Below are 16,072 nucleotides of genomic sequence, written 5' to 3'. Positions count from 1 at the left end.
TGTCAGCGCACTTTTTTCTCGATCGCGATGATGAACGGTGGATGATTCTGTTGATTCAAGAAGCGGTACTGAAGAACGGCATAACCTTGCTGATCAAGGGCTGTGACGTAATCTAGGACAGCATCGCGTTCCCGTTTTCCTTCAAGATGACCGTGATAGACGACAAGGACGACAAGACCACCAGGTGCAAGTACCGGGAGGAGAGCGTCGAGTGCTTCAAGCGTCTCTTCACCTGTCGTCGTGATCGATTTATCACTTCCAGGCAAGTATCCGAGATTGAAGACGCCGGCACGAACAGGCCGTCGTTCGTCCGAAAGACGCGCACCAACATGGATGTGACTTTCGTGATAAAGATCGACACGTTCTAACATTCCGGCTTCGTCGAGACGTCGTGTCGATTCCTCGATGGCTTGAGCTTGGACGTCGAACGCAAGGACTCTACCTTCTGGACCGACGCATTCTGCTAAGAACTGCGTATCATGTCCATTTCCGGCAGTCATATCGACGACGCAGTCACCAGGTTCGATGACGGACTCCAGTAATTGTTTCGTATAAGGTAGTACACGGGCAAGTGACATGGCATAGACTCCTGTTCCTATGGGCTGTTTTTCTCTTTATACATGATCATCGTATGTATGATTCCTCCTGCATTATACCATCTTTTGAGTCATTGACGAAAAGTGAAGTGGCTTGACAGGCGTGGGAGGGATTGCGTAAAGTGGCAAGGTTGAGAATGAAATAGGAGGACCAAAGGTATGCCAAAATTACCAAAAGCGGTCTGGATCCTCGTCCTTGCGATGGCCATCAATACGACGGGATCCTCTTTTTTATGGCCGTTCAATACATTATATATTCATGAATATTTAGGGGAGTCGATGACAAAAGCCGGAATGGCGTTATTCGTCAACTCAGCCTTAGCAATCGTTGGGAACTACTTAGGCGGAAAAGCGTTTGACCGACTCGGTGGAAAGAAAACGCTTGTCATCAGTGTCATCGGACTTGTCCTGTCTTCCGTCGGCTTGTTGCTATTTCATCAGACGTATATTGGATACGTCGCGATGCTTGGATTGATTGGATTCGTCGGTGGGATGGTTTTCCCAACGATCTACGCAATGACGGGCGTCATCTGGCCGGAAGGCGGACGCCGCGCCTTTAATGCGATCTATGTCGCGCAAAACGTCGGTGTAGCCCTCGGGACAGCTGTTAGTGGTCAAATTGCTGCTTTTTCGATTCAGTACATCTTCATCGCCAATCTCGTTCTCTATATCGTCTTTGCCATCATTTTGTTTGTCGGTTTGTCCTGGATTCAGGCGCCAGCGCGGATGCATGCGGCACATGACGAGATCGAAACGACACGCACACCACTTTCGCGCGGATCCGCACGGACGATGTTGCTCGTTTCGATCGGTTATGCCTTACTTTGGTTCGTTTATGTGCAATGGCAAGGGACCTTTGCTGTCCATACGAAATCGCTCGGTGTCACGATTTCCGAGTACTCGATTCTTTGGACAATCAATGGAGCGCTTATCGTGTTCGCACAACCTTTATTAACACCAATTCTTCGTTGGTTTGGAGATGATTTGAAACGCCAACTGATGACCGGGACAGGGATCTTTCTTCTCTCTTATCTAATTGTTCCGTTTGCAGGCGGCTTCAAGATGTTCCTCGTGGCGATGATCATTCTGACAATCGGTGAGATGTTCATCTGGCCAGCGGTTCCTGCAATGGCGGCGCGACTTGCGCCAATCGGAAAAGAAGGAGAATTCCAAGGATACGTTAATATCGCTGCTTCAGCAGGACGGATGATCAGTCCGACAGTTGGAGGTTTGATCTACGATTTATCAGGTATGTCAGCAGTTTTCTTGACCTTAATTGGATTGATCCTGTTAGCAGGAGTTGTTTTCCTTCGTGCTATTCCTAAAACCACATCATGAGCTTTATTTTGTGAGACAGCGGACAATAGATCAGCTGTCTTTTGTTACATCATTCGTTCGAAAATTATAAAACAAACATTTAATAATATGGAATATTTCGGCAAAGAAACGGGTACTTTCTAATCAAGAACTTGAAAAGAAAGGTCATATGAACGTTGCTTCTTTTTGACTGGAGGTGCACGGATGGAAAGGTGTCAATTCATCACAGATGCCGCAACTTGGACGACACACGTACAGAAACAGCCTCTTGATATCTTCTATAGTCACCAATACGTCACGCTCAACGCTAGACCGTCTGAGCAAGCGGTATTATTTCTTTATGAAGGTCATGCAGGAACACTGTTTTATCCTTTTTTGAAGCGTCGTATTTTTGATACGCCTTATTCAGATCTCATTACCCCGTACGGCTATGGCGGACCGGAAATCATCGGTCGACTGACTGCGTCCGAGATCCAGCAGGCTCGTTTATCCTTTGAGAGGTGGGCGGAGCAAGAATCGATCGTCTCGGAAATGATCCGCTTTAATCCATTAACAGGTAATGAACGGTTTATGCAGGACTGGACAAAAGTTTCCTTCATCCGTCATACGACGAGTATTGATTTGCGTCCTTCACTTGAAGATATCATGCAGACATTTCATAAGAAGACGAGAAGCATGATTCGTAAATCGCTTGCTTCACCCTTAACCGTCAGAACAGGAACACGGGACGATCTACCTGTTTTTTTAGCGTTGTATCATGAAACGATGGACCGGAAGAATGCCTCGGCTCATTATTATTTTACCGCGACGTATTTTGAGCAATTGATGGAGACGAACCCACTTTGTGAGCCCTTATTACTGATGGCGGAAATCGACGGAAAAGCGGTTGGGGGATACTTCGTATTGCTTGGAAAAGAATACGCCCACGGTCATTTGATCGGCTGTAAGCGGGATGAAGCGAAGATGTTCCCGAATCAGCGACTTGAGTACGAAGCAATTCTTCAGGCAAAAGCACGGGGACTCGTCGAACAACATCTTGGGGGCGGGTATCAAGAACGGGATAGTCTTTTTGAGAGTAAATGCCGTTACACTGGATATCGACTATTTGAGTATCATCAAGGAAAATCCATCCTGCAGCCATCACTATATGATTTGCTCTGCGTACGATACGGATCAAATGCTGATTCCGATTATTTTCCGGCGTATCGACAAGCTGGTATTCAGGTGGCAACTAGTTAAATAGATAATGAGAGTATGAAAACGACTACATCGTGTAGTCGTTTTTTTGATATGCTGAAGTCAGGATCGATCAATAAAGGGGGAGTTATCGTGAAAAAACGCGGTCTGATTTTTGATATGGACGGGGTTATCTTAGATAGTGAGATTCGCTACTTTGAAGTGCATCAACAGATGTTCAAAAGGTTATCGATTCCGCTTGATCCGGTTCAGTATGCGACGTTCATGGGAAAAACAGGAGATGAAATGTGGGAAGAACTCGTCGCCCAGCATCAGCTGAAAGAAACAGCTAGTGCGTTGCTTGAGGAAGAACATCGCTTGTTTCAAATTCATGCAAAGCCGGAAGAGTGTGGATTAAAAAAAGGCGTCACACAAGTCATCGAACAAGCGGCGACTCTTGGTTACGATATCGGCATTGCTTCTTCGAGTTCACTTCAGAAAATCGAACGTGTCATCCGTCATTATGGGCTTCCGATCACGCACTACGTCAGTGGAGAAGAAGTCATCCGTTCGAAACCGGATCCCGCGATTTTTCGACTTGCGGCAGAGCGGATTGGACACGCACCCGAGAACTGTCTCGTCATTGAAGACGCTGCGAACGGGATGATTGGTGCGAAAGCAGCAGGCATGGAAGTGATTGCGCTTCTTGATGACCGGATGCCAACGCAACGCTTAGAGCAAGCGGATCATGTCGCGCAATCACACGCAGAAATCGAGGAAATTTTACGGAAGCGTTGACGCTTGAGGAAGAAACAGATTACACTAGAAAAAGATAGTCAAATGCATGGAACTGAAGTAGTAGGGGAAAGGTGCCGTCAAGAGAGCTGGTGGAAGGTGCGAACCAGTCGGTAACAACCGTGAACTCGTCAGGGAGCACGATTCGTGAAGTCGTAGTAGCGAATCCGGTCTTTCACACCGTTATCCGTGAATCAAGCGGTCTGTCATAGACAGACAACGTGGGTGGTACCGCGGAAGCCAAACCGGTCTTTCGTCCCTTTTCTTAGGGGCGGAAGACCGGTTTTTTTAGATTAGAGGAGGAAAAGACATGCCGTACAATCATCGCGAAATTGAACCGAAATGGCAGGCGCGTTGGGATCAAGACAACGCCTTCGTCACGACAGAAGATCCAGAAAAAGAAGGGTTCTATGCCCTTGATATGTTCCCGTATCCGTCAGGTGCTGGACTCCACGTTGGTCATCCGGAAGGTTACACAGCAACGGATATCCTCGCACGGATGAAGCGGATGCAAGGATACAATGTCCTTCACCCAATGGGATGGGATGCGTTCGGATTACCAGCAGAACAATACGCGCTCGATACAGGAAACGATCCACGCGAATTCACAGCGAAAAACATCGAGACGTTCAAGCGTCAGCTTAAAGAACTTGGATTCTCGTATGACTGGGATCGTGAAATCAACACAACGGATCCAAAATACTACAAATGGACGCAGTGGATCTTTACGAAGTTGTATGAAAAAGGACTTGCCTTCGTAGACGAAGTCGCAGTCAACTGGTGCCCGGCACTTGGAACTGTCCTTGCGAATGAAGAGGTCATCGACGGATTATCCGAACGCGGAAATCATCCGGTTGTGCGTGTTCCGATGCGTCAATGGGTCTTGAAAATCACGGAATATGCGGATCGCCTTCTTGAAGATCTGGATGATCTCGATTGGCCGGATTCTGTCAAAGAGATGCAACGCAACTGGATCGGGAAATCTGAGGGTGCTGAGATTGATTTCACGATTGATGGACATAAAAAACAAGTCACGGTCTTTACGACACGTCCGGACACGATCTTCGGTGCGACGTATCTAGTACTTGCACCGGAGCATCCATTCGTAGCTGACATCACGACAGCGGATCACAAGGAAGCCGTCGATGCGTACATTTCGCAAGTCCAAACGAAGTCAGATCTCGAGCGAACGGATTTAGCGAAGGAAAAAACGGGTGTCTTCACGGGTGCTTTTGCGGTCAATCCGATCTCAGGCGATCGTCTTCCAATCTGGATCGCTGATTACGTCCTTGCTTCTTACGGAACAGGTGCGATCATGGCTGTTCCAGGACACGATGAGCGCGACCACGAATTCGCGAAACAATTCGACTTACCGATCGTTGAAGTCGTCGCGGGTGGAAATGTCGACGAAGCAGCCTACACAGGAGAGGGCGAACACGTCAACTCGCATATGCTTGATGGACTTGGGAAACAAGAAGCAATCGAGACGATGATCACTGAACTCGAAACGAACCAAGTCGGTCGTAAAAAAATCACGTATCGACTCCGAGACTGGTTGTTCAGTCGTCAACGGTATTGGGGCGAGCCGATTCCAGTCGTTCATATGGAAGATGGTTCAATGAAAACACTCAATCAAGAGGAATTACCGCTTGAACTTCCAATCATTCCAGAAATCAAACCGTCTGGTACGGGCGAATCACCACTTGCGCTTGCTGAAGACTGGTTGGATTACACAGATCCTGAAACAGGAATGAAAGGCCGTCGCGAGACGAATACGATGCCACAATGGGGCGGAAGCTGCTGGTACTACCTTCGTTTCATCGATCCACACAATGAAGAAGCGATTGCGGATCCAGAAAAATTAAAATACTGGCTTCCAGTCGATATTTATATCGGTGGGGCAGAGCATGCTGTTCTCCATTTGTTGTATGCACGGTTCTGGCATAAAGTCTTGTATGATGCAGGCGTCGTACCAACAAAAGAACCATTCCAGAAGTTATACAACCAAGGAATGATCCTTGGAGAGAACAACGAGAAAATGTCAAAATCTCGCGGTAACGTCATCAACCCAGATGAAATCGTCAAGTCGCATGGTGCTGATACGTTACGTTTATACGAAATGTTCATGGGACCACTCGATGCATCGGTTGCCTGGTCTGAGAACGGTCTTGACGGAGCGCGTCGTTTCCTCGATCGCGTTTGGCGCTTGTTCGAACGGACAGCAGACATTCAAGACGTCACGGAAGTCGATGCTGACTTCGAACGGACATACCACCAGACCGTCAAGAAGGTCACGGAAGACTTCGCGAACATTCAGTTCAACACCGGGATTTCGCAACTCATGGTCTTCGTCAACGAAGCGAATAAACAGCCGGTTCTCCCGCGTCACTTCCTTCGTGGATTCATTCAATTGTTAACACCGGTCGCACCGCACCTTGGTGAAGAACTGTGGGAACAACTTGGCTTTGAAGAGACATTGACGTATGCGGCATGGCCAACATTCGATGAATCAAAACTTGTCAGCGATACGATGGAATTCGTCATTCAAGTGAACGGTAAAGTTCGCTCGAAAATCGAAATCAACATCGATGCGACAAAAGAAGAAATCGAAGCACTTGCCTTTGCTGATGAAAAGACACAAGAATGGATTGGCGACAAGACGGTTCGGAAAGTCATCGTCGTACCGAAAAAATTGATCAATATCGTGGCGAACTAAGCCATAACCCCTTTCATTCACTTGATGCGAATGGAAGGGGTTTCTTCATTTCCGTCGCAAGTGCGCTTTTTTTTTGAACGTCCTTCTGCTACACTGAATCAGAAACCGAGAAAGAAAGGCGATTATCATCAATGAAACGATCTTATATAGTCTATACAACGATTTTTGCTGTCGTTTCGGGGTTGATCCTTTGTATACTGCTCGTCTTCTCGAAGCCAGAGACGTTGTCACGTATTCAGGAAACGTTCGCGAAAATCGAGACGCAATCGAAGCATCAGGCAGCTGTCAAACAGGTGCCACCGAAAACGCCTTCAGCCATTCCGAATCCAGAAGAACCGTTAATTAAAAATGTTCAACAGATGTTATATGATGATTCCATAGGTTCGTACCTCGTCGTAACAGAGGACTACCGTTTCTTTGAAATCAGTGGAACTGGAGAACGTATCAATGCGACGTTTCAGTTGGAAGAAGGGAAACTCTTATTGTCTGGTCTTGACGGGATGACACTCGTTGACGGAGAGACAGTCGCTTTATTGACGTCGAATCAAATTCTAGTCACGATTAAACGAAAAGATGGCGTCTGGAGTGAAGAAAAACGCGAAAAAGTACAAGGGACGACGATTCGAGACAGTTTCCATGGTCTTGGATATGATGCGAAGAAAAAAGAATTCTATACAATCAATCAAATTCGCTCGATTGGTCGTGTTGAATTGACTTACTTTGCAATGAAAGAGGACAAAATCAAGATTGATCCAGATGCTTCGGAAAAGAAGAAGCGTGCCTTAAAGAAAAAGCAAAAACCACCGTACTTGTCGATCATCAAACGAGAGAAAATCGAAGCGGCGAGCGGAATGCGAAGTGATGCGAAAAAAGCATTTGAATCCAGATTCCGTCCGATTGGTCTTGCAGAACGGCAAGGTCGGATCTATACGTTAGACTCAGAAGCACTTTATCTTTATTCGATTGATCAGAAAGAGAAAACGATTACGGGGGAGACAGCGAGTCCGAAAGTGTATGGATCAAAAGGAATCTTTGTACAAGATAATGAATTGTTCGCCTTAGTCGTCACGGATAAATTCTCAAGTCGATCGTTCACACCGATTGACTGATGTAGAAAAAAGACCCGATTTCTCTGATTAACAGAGACAAATCGGGTCTTTTTTGTATTAAGAGACAGTGTCACGTGCCATCTCTGCAGCGTGACTACCGGCACAATGCCCCGTCACGAACGCAGCTGTGATATTGTATCCACCTGTATAGCCATGGATATCAAGAATTTCGCCAGCGAAGAATAATCGCTCCGCCTTTTTCGACATCATCGTTTTGGGATCAATCTCTTTAATCGAGACACCGCCACCAGTGACGAAGGCCTTATCGAAATCGAGCGTTCCTGTTGCTTTGAGTGGGAATCGTTTCAATTGTTGCAGGAAGTCCGTCCAGTCCTGTTTCTTTACTTGTGTACAAACTTCATCGCCAAAGCCGATTCGAGCGAACAGGAGTTCAAGCAATCGTTCTGGTACAAAACCACGAAGGGCATTCCGAACCGATTTCTTCGGATTTGCCGCAAGTGCTGCCTGGAAGCGTTCTGTTAATGCACCAAGCGACTCATCCGGGAAGAGATCGATCGATAGATGAACGATCGTCTCTTTCGATCGTTTGCGCTCTTTGATCGTATATTGGCTACACCGTAAAGCGATCGGACCACTTAAACCGAAGTGTGTGAACAGTAGATCACCCGTATGTGTCTTGATTGCTTTGTCCTTTTTACCGTGAACCGTTAAGGCAACGTCACGCAACGACAGTCCTTGTAATGTTTTTTCATGAATGAACGTATCACCTAACAAAATCGGGACTTCCGTTGGGAAAAGTTCCGTGATCGTATGACCCGCTTTTTCAGCCCACGGATAGCCGTCACCCGTCGAACCCGTGTGCGGAACAGATTGTCCGCCGACCGCTACGATACAACTTTTTGCTTCAAGACGCATGCCGTTTTCTAAGATGACAGCTGCAAAAGAACCATCTGGATGGAAGTCGAGCGTAGCGACTTGCGCGTCTGTTTGAATCTCGGCGCCATGTGCACGGATTTGATCGATCAATACACGAACGACGTCTGCCGCCTTATCCGAGACCGGGAACATCCGACCGTTATCCTCTTCTTTGAGTGCGACACCAAATCCTTCGAACAAATCGATGATCGATTCATTATTAAATTGAGAAAAGGCGCTATAAAGGAAACGTCCGTTTCCTGGAATCGACTGGACGAGCTCATCGAGTGGCTTTCGGTTCGTGACGTTACACCGTCCGCCGCCAGAGATTGCGAGCTTTCGTCCTAATTTATTTCCTTTATCGAGCAGGAGCGTCCGGGCTCCGGCTTGTAAAGAGGCGAGCGTCGCCATCAAACCGCTCGGTCCGCCTCCGATTACGATTACATCGTACATAAGGTCACCTCATTCATAGAATTCTGCTTGTTTCACTTTAGCAGAAGTTGCGACTGTAAACAAACCGTCTCTTTCAATTCAAGATAGACAGCGGTATAATGATTTGCAATTGTGTACGAGAGAACTTGTATAATGAGACAGTCACGATTAGAGTGTCGATTTAAAAATTAGAAAGCGTGAGGGATGTTACCATGTCCACAGTCAGTAATAAGCAGTCTACTTCTTCCGGCAATGCAGGATTCGTTCGTGGAACGATGCTCCTGTCCGGTGCGTCACTGATTTCCCGCGCACTGGGTTTGATTTATCTCTTTCCGTTTCAGTTCATGGTCGGTGCGACAGGTATCATGTTTTATACGTATGCCTATAACTATTACACGATCATGATTGGTGTCGCGACAGCGGGGATTCCTGTTGCCGTCTCAAAATTCGTCGCCAAATACAATGCGTTAGGAGAATATGATACGAGTGAACGATTGTATCGATCTGGTCTAAAGATCATGTCCTTGACCGGGGTTGTTTCTTTTCTTGCCTTATTCTTCCTTGCACCGTATTTAGCGCACCGGGCCATTCCGGGCGGTGACGTCGATTCAGCCTCATACGTCGATGCCGTCACGATGACGATTCGAGGGGTTAGTTTTGCGTTACTCTTGATTCCACCGATGAGTATGACGCGTGGATATTTCCAAGGATATCAATCGATGGGTCCAACTGCGATTTCGCAAATCCTAGAACAAATCGTTCGGATCATCTTCTTGCTTGCAGGAGTCAGCATCGCCATCTATTTATTTGATTCTGGGGTTGCATGGGCAGCGACGATTGCAACATTTAGCGCCTTTATTGGCGCAATTGGAAGTATAGCCGTGCTGATTTATTACTTCCGCAAGCGTGCCAGTGGTTTACAGGAACTACGCGCTACACAAACCGTCCGTTCGCCGGATCGCCCGTTAACGGATTTGTATAAAGAGTTGTTAGCATATGCGATTCCAATCGTCATGGTTGGAGTTTCGACGCCGCTTTATCAAGTCATCGATCAGAACACGATGAATGCCGCGTTACAAAGTATCGGTTATACACTCGAAGCTGCTGGAAATGCGACGGCCTATCTGATTGCGGATAGTCATAAGATCGTCTTGATTCCGGTCTCTGTCGCAACGGGCTTATCTTTGTCTGCGACGCCACTATTGACAGCCTCATTTACGCAGGGGGATATGCGAAAGGTACGGGCTCAAATTTCACAGATCTATCAACTCGTATTCTTTATTACGATTCCAGCTGTCGTCGGTATGATTCTCCTCAGTGAAGAAACGTTCCACGTCCTGTTCCCGAAAGATCAGGCAGCATGGGTCTATCTGTTGAGTTATGCACCAAGTGCCTTGTTCCTTGCCCTTTATTCAGTCACGGCAGCGGTCCTTCAAGGGATTAACCGTCAGTACTTTACGATCATCGCAACACTTGCTGGATTACTTGCGAAGTATCTCTTGAATGCACCGTTGATTCATTTGACGGGTGATGGAACAGGTGCTGGATATGCGACGATCATCGGCTATCTCGTTGCGACCGGTTTGATGTTCTTCCGGATCACACAAACGGTGAAGTTCCCATTCAGTACGGTCTTACGCCGGACGTCGTTGATCTTGATCATCAGCGCCTTGATGGGAGCGGGTGTCGCGCTCGTCAAGTGGGGAACGGTATCCATCTTGCCAGAGACGACATGGGCGTCTCTATTGATTCTGATCGTAGGGGCAGCAGTCGGAATCGTGATTTTTGCAGGACTCTCGATTTGGAGTGGCTTAGCAGAAGTCGTATTAGGACGTAAAATTTCATTGAAACGAGGACGAGGTCATGCGTCTAGATAAATTGTTATCCAACATGGGAGCAGGCTCCCGAAAAGAAGTGAAGCTGCTGCTGAAGGCAGGGGCGATTCAAGTCGATGGAGAGATCGTGCGTGATCCGAAACAACATGTCGATGTCGAGACGCAACAGGTTCTGATGTATGGGGAACCGGTTACGTATCAAAAATACATCTACTTGATGATGAATAAACCACCGGGTGTCATTAGTGCAACAGAAGATAAACGAGATGAGACCGTCATTGATCTGTTGTTTGAAGACGTGACGTATTTCAAACCGTTCCCGGTCGGACGACTCGATAAAGATACAGAGGGTCTATTGCTGTTGACGAATGATGGGTCGTTTAATCACGCTTTAATGTCTCCAAAGAAACACGTCGAAAAAACGTATTACGCAGAAGTGACAGGTGTCTTGACGCAAGAAGACATCGAAGCGGTTGCGGCAGGCGTCACGTTAGAAGACGGCTACCGAGCAAAGCCGGGAAAACTTGTCATCTTATCGACGACAGAAACGGACTCGACGCTTGAATTGACGATCACGGAAGGGAAGTTCCATCAAGTCAAACGGATGATGCTTGCGCTCGGGAAAGAGGTCACTTTTTTAAAGCGCCGCTCGATTGGGCGCTTGGAACTTGATCCGGCACTTGCGCTCGGAGATTATCGTGAACTGACGCCAGCGGAACTGTCTTTGTTTGAGTGGCAACCTGAATAAGCAAAACGAAAAGGCGGTGGAATGAGCGTACATTCCATCGCCTTTTGTTATGGGTTTCGATTATTGATTACGCAATGCTTCTGCGATTGGATAAGGACCACTGAGTACTTCGAATACACGAGATTGTGTCGGATGATCGATCAAGTGAACGAATAATGCTGCGATATCATCACGCGACACCTTACGATCTTCGTATGAATCGAAATGCTCTTTCGTTTCGACAGTGCCTGCCGGGTCGTCGTAGCTGAGTGGACCAGGACGTACGATCGTATAATTGAGTCCGCTTTCCTGGAGGTGTGCGTCTGCTGTTGCTTTAGATTCGAGATATACTTTCAATTCACCTTTTGGTTCTTCGGTACCTACTGAACTGAGCATCAGGAAACGATCGATACCGTTGGCTTTTGCTGCATCGATGACTTTAATTGCGCCTTCTTGATCGACGGCGCGCGTCAATTCGTCTGATGCGCCACCAGCACCCGCTGCAAAGATGACGACGTCCGCATTACTGATGACACCACTGACATCCTTCGTCAAATCCCCAAGTCTGACTTCAGATGCACCGAGTGCAATCAAATCGTTGATTTGATTTTCTTCTCGTACGACCGCGATTGCTTGATGATCACCTTGTTTAGCGATCAATTCGACCATCTTGCGTCCGGTCGTTCCGTTTGCTCCAATGATTAAAATATTCATTCTTCTCAACTCCTTCTCCCAATAGCTATACCCCACGTTTTAAAAAAGATAACAAAAAAAGACGCGAAGAATCGCGTCATCGAAAGATATACATAGTGAAACAGTGGATCAACCCGCTTGCTTTTGTTTCTTGCTCGACGTCCATGTACCGCGTCGAGGGCTCACAATGAGATTGTTGTATTCGAGCACGTTCAAATCCCGCTGAACGGTCCTTGAAGTGATGCCAAACTCTTCAACCAACTCTGCTGTCGTAGTAGCTCCGTTCTCTTGGATGTAGAGATAAATCGATTTAATCCGGGTCAACATACGGTCTGTAGAATCTTTCATTGGTATAACCACTCCCCCAATGGATAGAATAGTGTTCTAAAGCTTCGGGTGACAAAAGACAATGCAATATCCAGTTGTTTCGCCTTTAGTATAACGTTTTGATGTTAAATTGCAAGTGATTTAACCGAACGTTTGCATAAAAAACATATTCAAACAGATTGTAAAGTCGATAGTTGGAGTTTTAATATCGTTTAATGTTCGTTATTTAAACAAATAAAAAAGAAAACAGAATTTGGATGTTCGTATCTGAACGAATATTCGCTATACTAGAAAGGTGTATAGGAAACGAATTCAACCCAGAATGAAGGAGCGAAATCAGATGGTGAATTGGAAAGAAGAAGTACTCGCGCGTCGCGAGGACTTATTAGAGGATTTAAAAGAACTACTGCGGATTCCGAGTATACTTGATGAATCAACAATCGAAGAAGGTGCACCGTTTGGTCAAGAAGTCAAACGAGCCCTTGATTGGATGCTCGCGACAGGGGAACGAGACGGATTCAAGACAAAAAATGTTGATGGATACGCCGGACATTTGGAATATGGTCAAGGGGAAGAGTTACTCGGTATTCTTTGTCACTTAGACGTCGTACCAGCTGGTGGCGATCACTGGACATACGGTCCATTTAACCCAACGCTTGTCGATGGGAAACTGTATGCGCGCGGTGCAATCGATGATAAAGGACCGACGATGGCAGCTTATTATGCCTTGAAGATCGTCAAAGAACTCGGATTACCGCTCTCAAAACGTATTCGTTTGATTGCTGGAGGAGATGAAGAGAGTGACTGGCGTTGTGTGAATCATTACTTCAAACATGAAGAAATGCCGACTCTCGGCTTTGCACCAGATGCCGACTTCCCGATCATCAATGCGGAAAAAGGACTGTATGATGGGTTATTGATGCAAGGGAAACCAGCGCAAGCATCTGATACAGGCTACCATCTCGTTCGTTTTGAAGGCGGCGAACGTCCGAACATGGTTCCGGGTCATGCCCAAGCACTTCTTCGTGTCGTCGAATTGGGGACGCTTGAAACGGATTTCCATACGTATCTTGAAGAACAAGGCTTGTCTGGGACGGTCAAGCAAGAAACGGAAGGTCTTGTTCTTGATGTGAACGGTGTCGCAGCCCATGCGATGGAGCCGGATAACGGTAAAAATGCTGCCTTACATTTAGCACGTTTTCTCAATACGCTTCACTTGGATTATAACGGTCGTCGTTATATTCAGCTTGTCACGCACATGTTCCGTGATTCTCGCGGTGTAGCGATTGGTGTCGCTGCTTCAGACGAGACAGGTGACTTAACGATCAACGGTGGTGTATTCCGGTATGCAGAAGAGCAAGGAACAGCGTCGATCAACATCCGTTATCCTTATTCAGCAGACTTCACGGAACGCTTGCAAATCATCAAGGAAGCGGCAGCGGGATATGGCTTCGAGTTACAGACTCGAACACATATGACACCACACCATGTCGATCCGGATCATGAATTGATTCAGACACTGAGTGCCGTGTATGAACGTCATACGAACCAACCAGCTGATCTGATTGCTATCGGTGGTGGTACATATGCACGTTCGTTAACGGCAGGGGTTGCATTTGGACCAGTCTTCCCAGGTGGTCCTGAAGTCGCCCACCAAGTCGATGAATATGTTGATTTTGAAGAACTCTTGCTTGCTGTCGCGATTTATGCAGAAGCAATTTATGAACTCGCAAAATAATGACTGATGATCCCCCGCATCGTGAAGATGGGGGGATTGCTTCTTGAAAGGAAGTTCCGTGTGAAAAATCGTCAAACTTATCATTTCCAAGCGTTATATTTCTTTATTTTCTTTGGACAAGGTGCACTCATTCCGTATCTTGCGCTTTATTTTTCAAGCGATGCGTTCGGTCTGTCCGCTTCAGAGATTGGTACAATCGTTGCGATCGGACCGATTCTCTCTATTTTCTTACAGCCCGTTTGGGGCATCGCGGCAGATCGACTCGGAAAGCCGAAACGTCTCTTACTCGTTGCCATGCTCGCCGCTGGAGTATTTACATTAAGTTACTTACTGACGTCCGCTTATCTACTTTTACTATTGATTTCATGTGTCTGGGCATTATTCCAGTGTGCGCATATTCCACTCGTTGATACATTAGCGATCGAATATACACGAAAACGTAAGGTAGATTATGGCGCTTTGCGTCTTTTTGGATCAGCTGGTTTTGCTTTAGCCGTCTTCATCCTTGGACAAATCACTGAGGAGGGTGGACTTGGTCTGATTTTTTATGCGACCGGTGCAGCGTGGGTTCTTGGTTTTCTTGTGTTGATCGGTATTGAAGAAACGGGGAGCGTACACATTTCACATCAACAACAGGTACCGTTGAAACAACTTTTTTCGAATCGACGTTTCTTATTATTCTTAGCGGGAGGGAGTTTGATCTTCGGACCGATCTTCGCCAATAACTATTACTTTGGCAGCTACGTCACGATTCGTGGAGAGACAACCGCGCTCGTCGGGACCTTGTTCTTCGTCGCCGTTCTGTGCGAAATCCCGTTCATGCGCATCGCTTCGCGTTTATTGTTACGATTCGGAGCGATTCCAGTTCTTGTCTTCATTTCCTTGCTGTCAGCTGCTCGTACGGCGATGATCGCATTAGAGCTTCCGATCGTCATGCTTTGGGTATTGTCTGCGATGCAAGGAATGATCGTCGGATTGTTGATCCCTGTTGCATTAGACTATGTTCGGTCACTCGTTCCAGAGACGATGGTCGCAACAGCTGTCAGTACATATATGGCAACGACGACAGGGCTAGCGACAGCGCTGTTTAACTTGATGAGTGGGTTTGTGCTAGACCAAAGTACAATCTATACCGTCTTTTGGGTATATACAATTAGCAGTATTCTTGGTGCCGTCCTGTACAGTGTCAGTGGTCGAATGAAGGAGTGAAGATACGATGAGACAGGAACGACACTTTTTCGTTGCCTTACCGATTCCTTCTGAAGATTTAGCAAATATCGCTAATCGTTTATCTCTATCTGATTACTTTCGAAATGTCTATACGTTAGAAGAGTACCATTTGACGCTTCGTTTTTTTGGTCCATTGGATGAAAAAGAACAACGATCGTGGAAACAGCAACTGCAGGAGATTGCGCGCACGATCGAACCTTTCGTACTTCGATTAGATCGTCTAATTACCTTTGGACAAAGCGAGCGACCACGTGTCGTCGGATTCGGAACAGAAGCAGAGGAATTGTTTCGATTAGTGCGTCTGATTGATCCAAGTGCGACTAAACCATTCGTTCCGCATGTCACGATCGCGAAGAAGTGGCGCACGGAGGCGGAAGAATGGACGACGAATCCGATACAACCGGTGGAATGGACTGTTCGTGAACTTATTCTGTTTGAAGTACGACCAGGCGTTTCGCCGCGATATGAACCGGTTTACCGGATTCATCTAGGTAAAGAGGAATGA

The 16,072-nt window shown here is 46.7% G+C and carries 14 protein-coding genes and 1 other annotated feature; of the genes, 10 read left to right on the top strand and 4 right to left on the bottom strand.

Annotated features, from left to right (window positions below; all coding sequences use genetic code 11):
- Positions 1–2: 2 nt before the first annotated feature.
- Positions 3–599 (bottom strand): class I SAM-dependent methyltransferase, encoded by a 597-nt coding sequence (locus ASG02_RS09175; protein ID WP_255344364.1) that lies wholly within the window; start codon positions 597–599, stop codon positions 3–5.
- Between the two features lie 156 nt (positions 600–755).
- On the opposite strand from ASG02_RS09175, the gene ASG02_RS09170 reads away from it, so the two are divergent.
- The 5 genes from ASG02_RS09170 to ASG02_RS09150 all read left to right on the top strand — a co-directional run bounded on the left by ASG02_RS09170 (position 756) and on the right by ASG02_RS09150 (position 7,709).
- Positions 756–1,934, top strand: coding sequence for an MFS transporter (locus tag ASG02_RS09170; RefSeq protein ID WP_056062761.1), 1,179 nt, complete (start codon positions 756–758; stop codon positions 1,932–1,934).
- A 183-nt stretch (positions 1,935–2,117) separates the two neighbouring features.
- Complete coding sequence (locus ASG02_RS09165; RefSeq protein ID WP_056062759.1) at positions 2,118–3,152, top strand: peptidoglycan bridge formation glycyltransferase FemA/FemB family protein; 1,035 nt, start codon at positions 2,118–2,120, stop codon at positions 3,150–3,152.
- Positions 3,153–3,242: 90 nt separating this feature from the next.
- Positions 3,243–3,887, top strand: a complete 645-nt coding sequence (locus tag ASG02_RS09160; protein WP_035406128.1) for an HAD family phosphatase — start codon at positions 3,243–3,245, stop codon at positions 3,885–3,887.
- 38 nt (positions 3,888–3,925) lie between these two features.
- Positions 3,926–4,148, top strand: a binding site (T-box leader).
- Between the two features lie 46 nt (positions 4,149–4,194).
- Positions 4,195–6,600 carry a leucine--tRNA ligase gene (gene leuS / locus ASG02_RS09155; protein ID WP_056062755.1) on the top strand — a complete coding sequence of 802 codons (2,406 nt, stop codon included), beginning with the start codon at positions 4,195–4,197 and terminating at the stop codon, positions 6,598–6,600.
- A 131-nt stretch (positions 6,601–6,731) separates the two neighbouring features.
- Positions 6,732–7,709, top strand: coding sequence for a hypothetical protein (locus tag ASG02_RS09150; RefSeq protein WP_035406133.1), 978 nt, complete (start codon positions 6,732–6,734; stop codon positions 7,707–7,709).
- A 57-nt stretch (positions 7,710–7,766) separates the two neighbouring features.
- On the opposite strand, the gene ASG02_RS09145 is transcribed toward ASG02_RS09150, so the two are convergent.
- Positions 7,767–9,038 (bottom strand): NAD(P)/FAD-dependent oxidoreductase, encoded by a 1,272-nt coding sequence (locus ASG02_RS09145; protein ID WP_035406136.1) that lies wholly within the window; start codon positions 9,036–9,038, stop codon positions 7,767–7,769.
- Between the two features lie 191 nt (positions 9,039–9,229).
- Between ASG02_RS09145 and ASG02_RS09140 the strand changes: the two genes are divergently transcribed.
- Together ASG02_RS09140 and ASG02_RS09135 are read left to right on the top strand one after the other, a co-directional pair.
- Positions 9,230–10,894, top strand: coding sequence for a polysaccharide biosynthesis protein (locus ASG02_RS09140; protein WP_056062752.1), 1,665 nt, complete (start codon positions 9,230–9,232; stop codon positions 10,892–10,894).
- The gene (locus tag ASG02_RS09135; protein ID WP_056062750.1) at positions 10,881–11,600 is read left to right on the top strand and encodes a pseudouridine synthase; all 720 of its coding nucleotides are present in this window, start codon (positions 10,881–10,883) and stop codon (positions 11,598–11,600) included. Before ASG02_RS09140 ends, ASG02_RS09135 begins: the two co-directional genes overlap by 14 nt.
- A gap of 60 nt (positions 11,601–11,660) precedes the next feature.
- Here ASG02_RS09135 and ASG02_RS09130 read toward each other — a convergent pair whose 3' ends face one another.
- Both ASG02_RS09130 and ASG02_RS09125 read right to left on the bottom strand, forming a co-directional pair.
- Entirely contained in the window at positions 11,661–12,293 is a 633-nt protein-coding gene (locus tag ASG02_RS09130; protein WP_035406145.1) for an SDR family oxidoreductase, read from the bottom strand.
- A 108-nt stretch (positions 12,294–12,401) separates the two neighbouring features.
- Positions 12,402–12,620, bottom strand: a complete 219-nt coding sequence (locus ASG02_RS09125; protein WP_023469095.1) for a DeoR family transcriptional regulator — start codon at positions 12,618–12,620, stop codon at positions 12,402–12,404.
- A gap of 319 nt (positions 12,621–12,939) precedes the next feature.
- Between ASG02_RS09125 and pepV the strand changes: the two genes are divergently transcribed.
- Genes pepV through thpR form a run of 3 tightly spaced genes read left to right on the top strand, consistent with a single transcriptional unit; the run spans position 12,940 to position 16,072 of the window.
- Positions 12,940–14,337 carry a dipeptidase PepV gene (gene pepV / locus ASG02_RS09120; RefSeq protein WP_056062745.1) on the top strand — a complete coding sequence of 466 codons (1,398 nt, stop codon included), beginning with the start codon at positions 12,940–12,942 and terminating at the stop codon, positions 14,335–14,337.
- A 60-nt stretch (positions 14,338–14,397) separates the two neighbouring features.
- Positions 14,398–15,546: an MFS transporter gene (locus ASG02_RS09115; RefSeq protein WP_056062742.1), complete on the top strand. Its 1,149-nt coding sequence runs from the start codon at positions 14,398–14,400 to the stop codon at positions 15,544–15,546.
- Positions 15,547–15,553: 7 nt separating this feature from the next.
- Positions 15,554–16,072, top strand: coding sequence for an RNA 2',3'-cyclic phosphodiesterase (gene thpR, locus ASG02_RS09110; protein ID WP_056062739.1), 519 nt, complete (start codon positions 15,554–15,556; stop codon positions 16,070–16,072).

It is taken from the genome of Exiguobacterium sp. Leaf196, assembly GCF_001423965.1.
Taxonomy (GTDB): Bacteria; Bacillota; Bacilli; order Exiguobacteriales; family Exiguobacteriaceae; genus Exiguobacterium_A.
The sequence above is the reverse complement of the archived record's forward strand: the minus strand, read 5'-3'. Positions and strand labels throughout refer to the sequence as shown.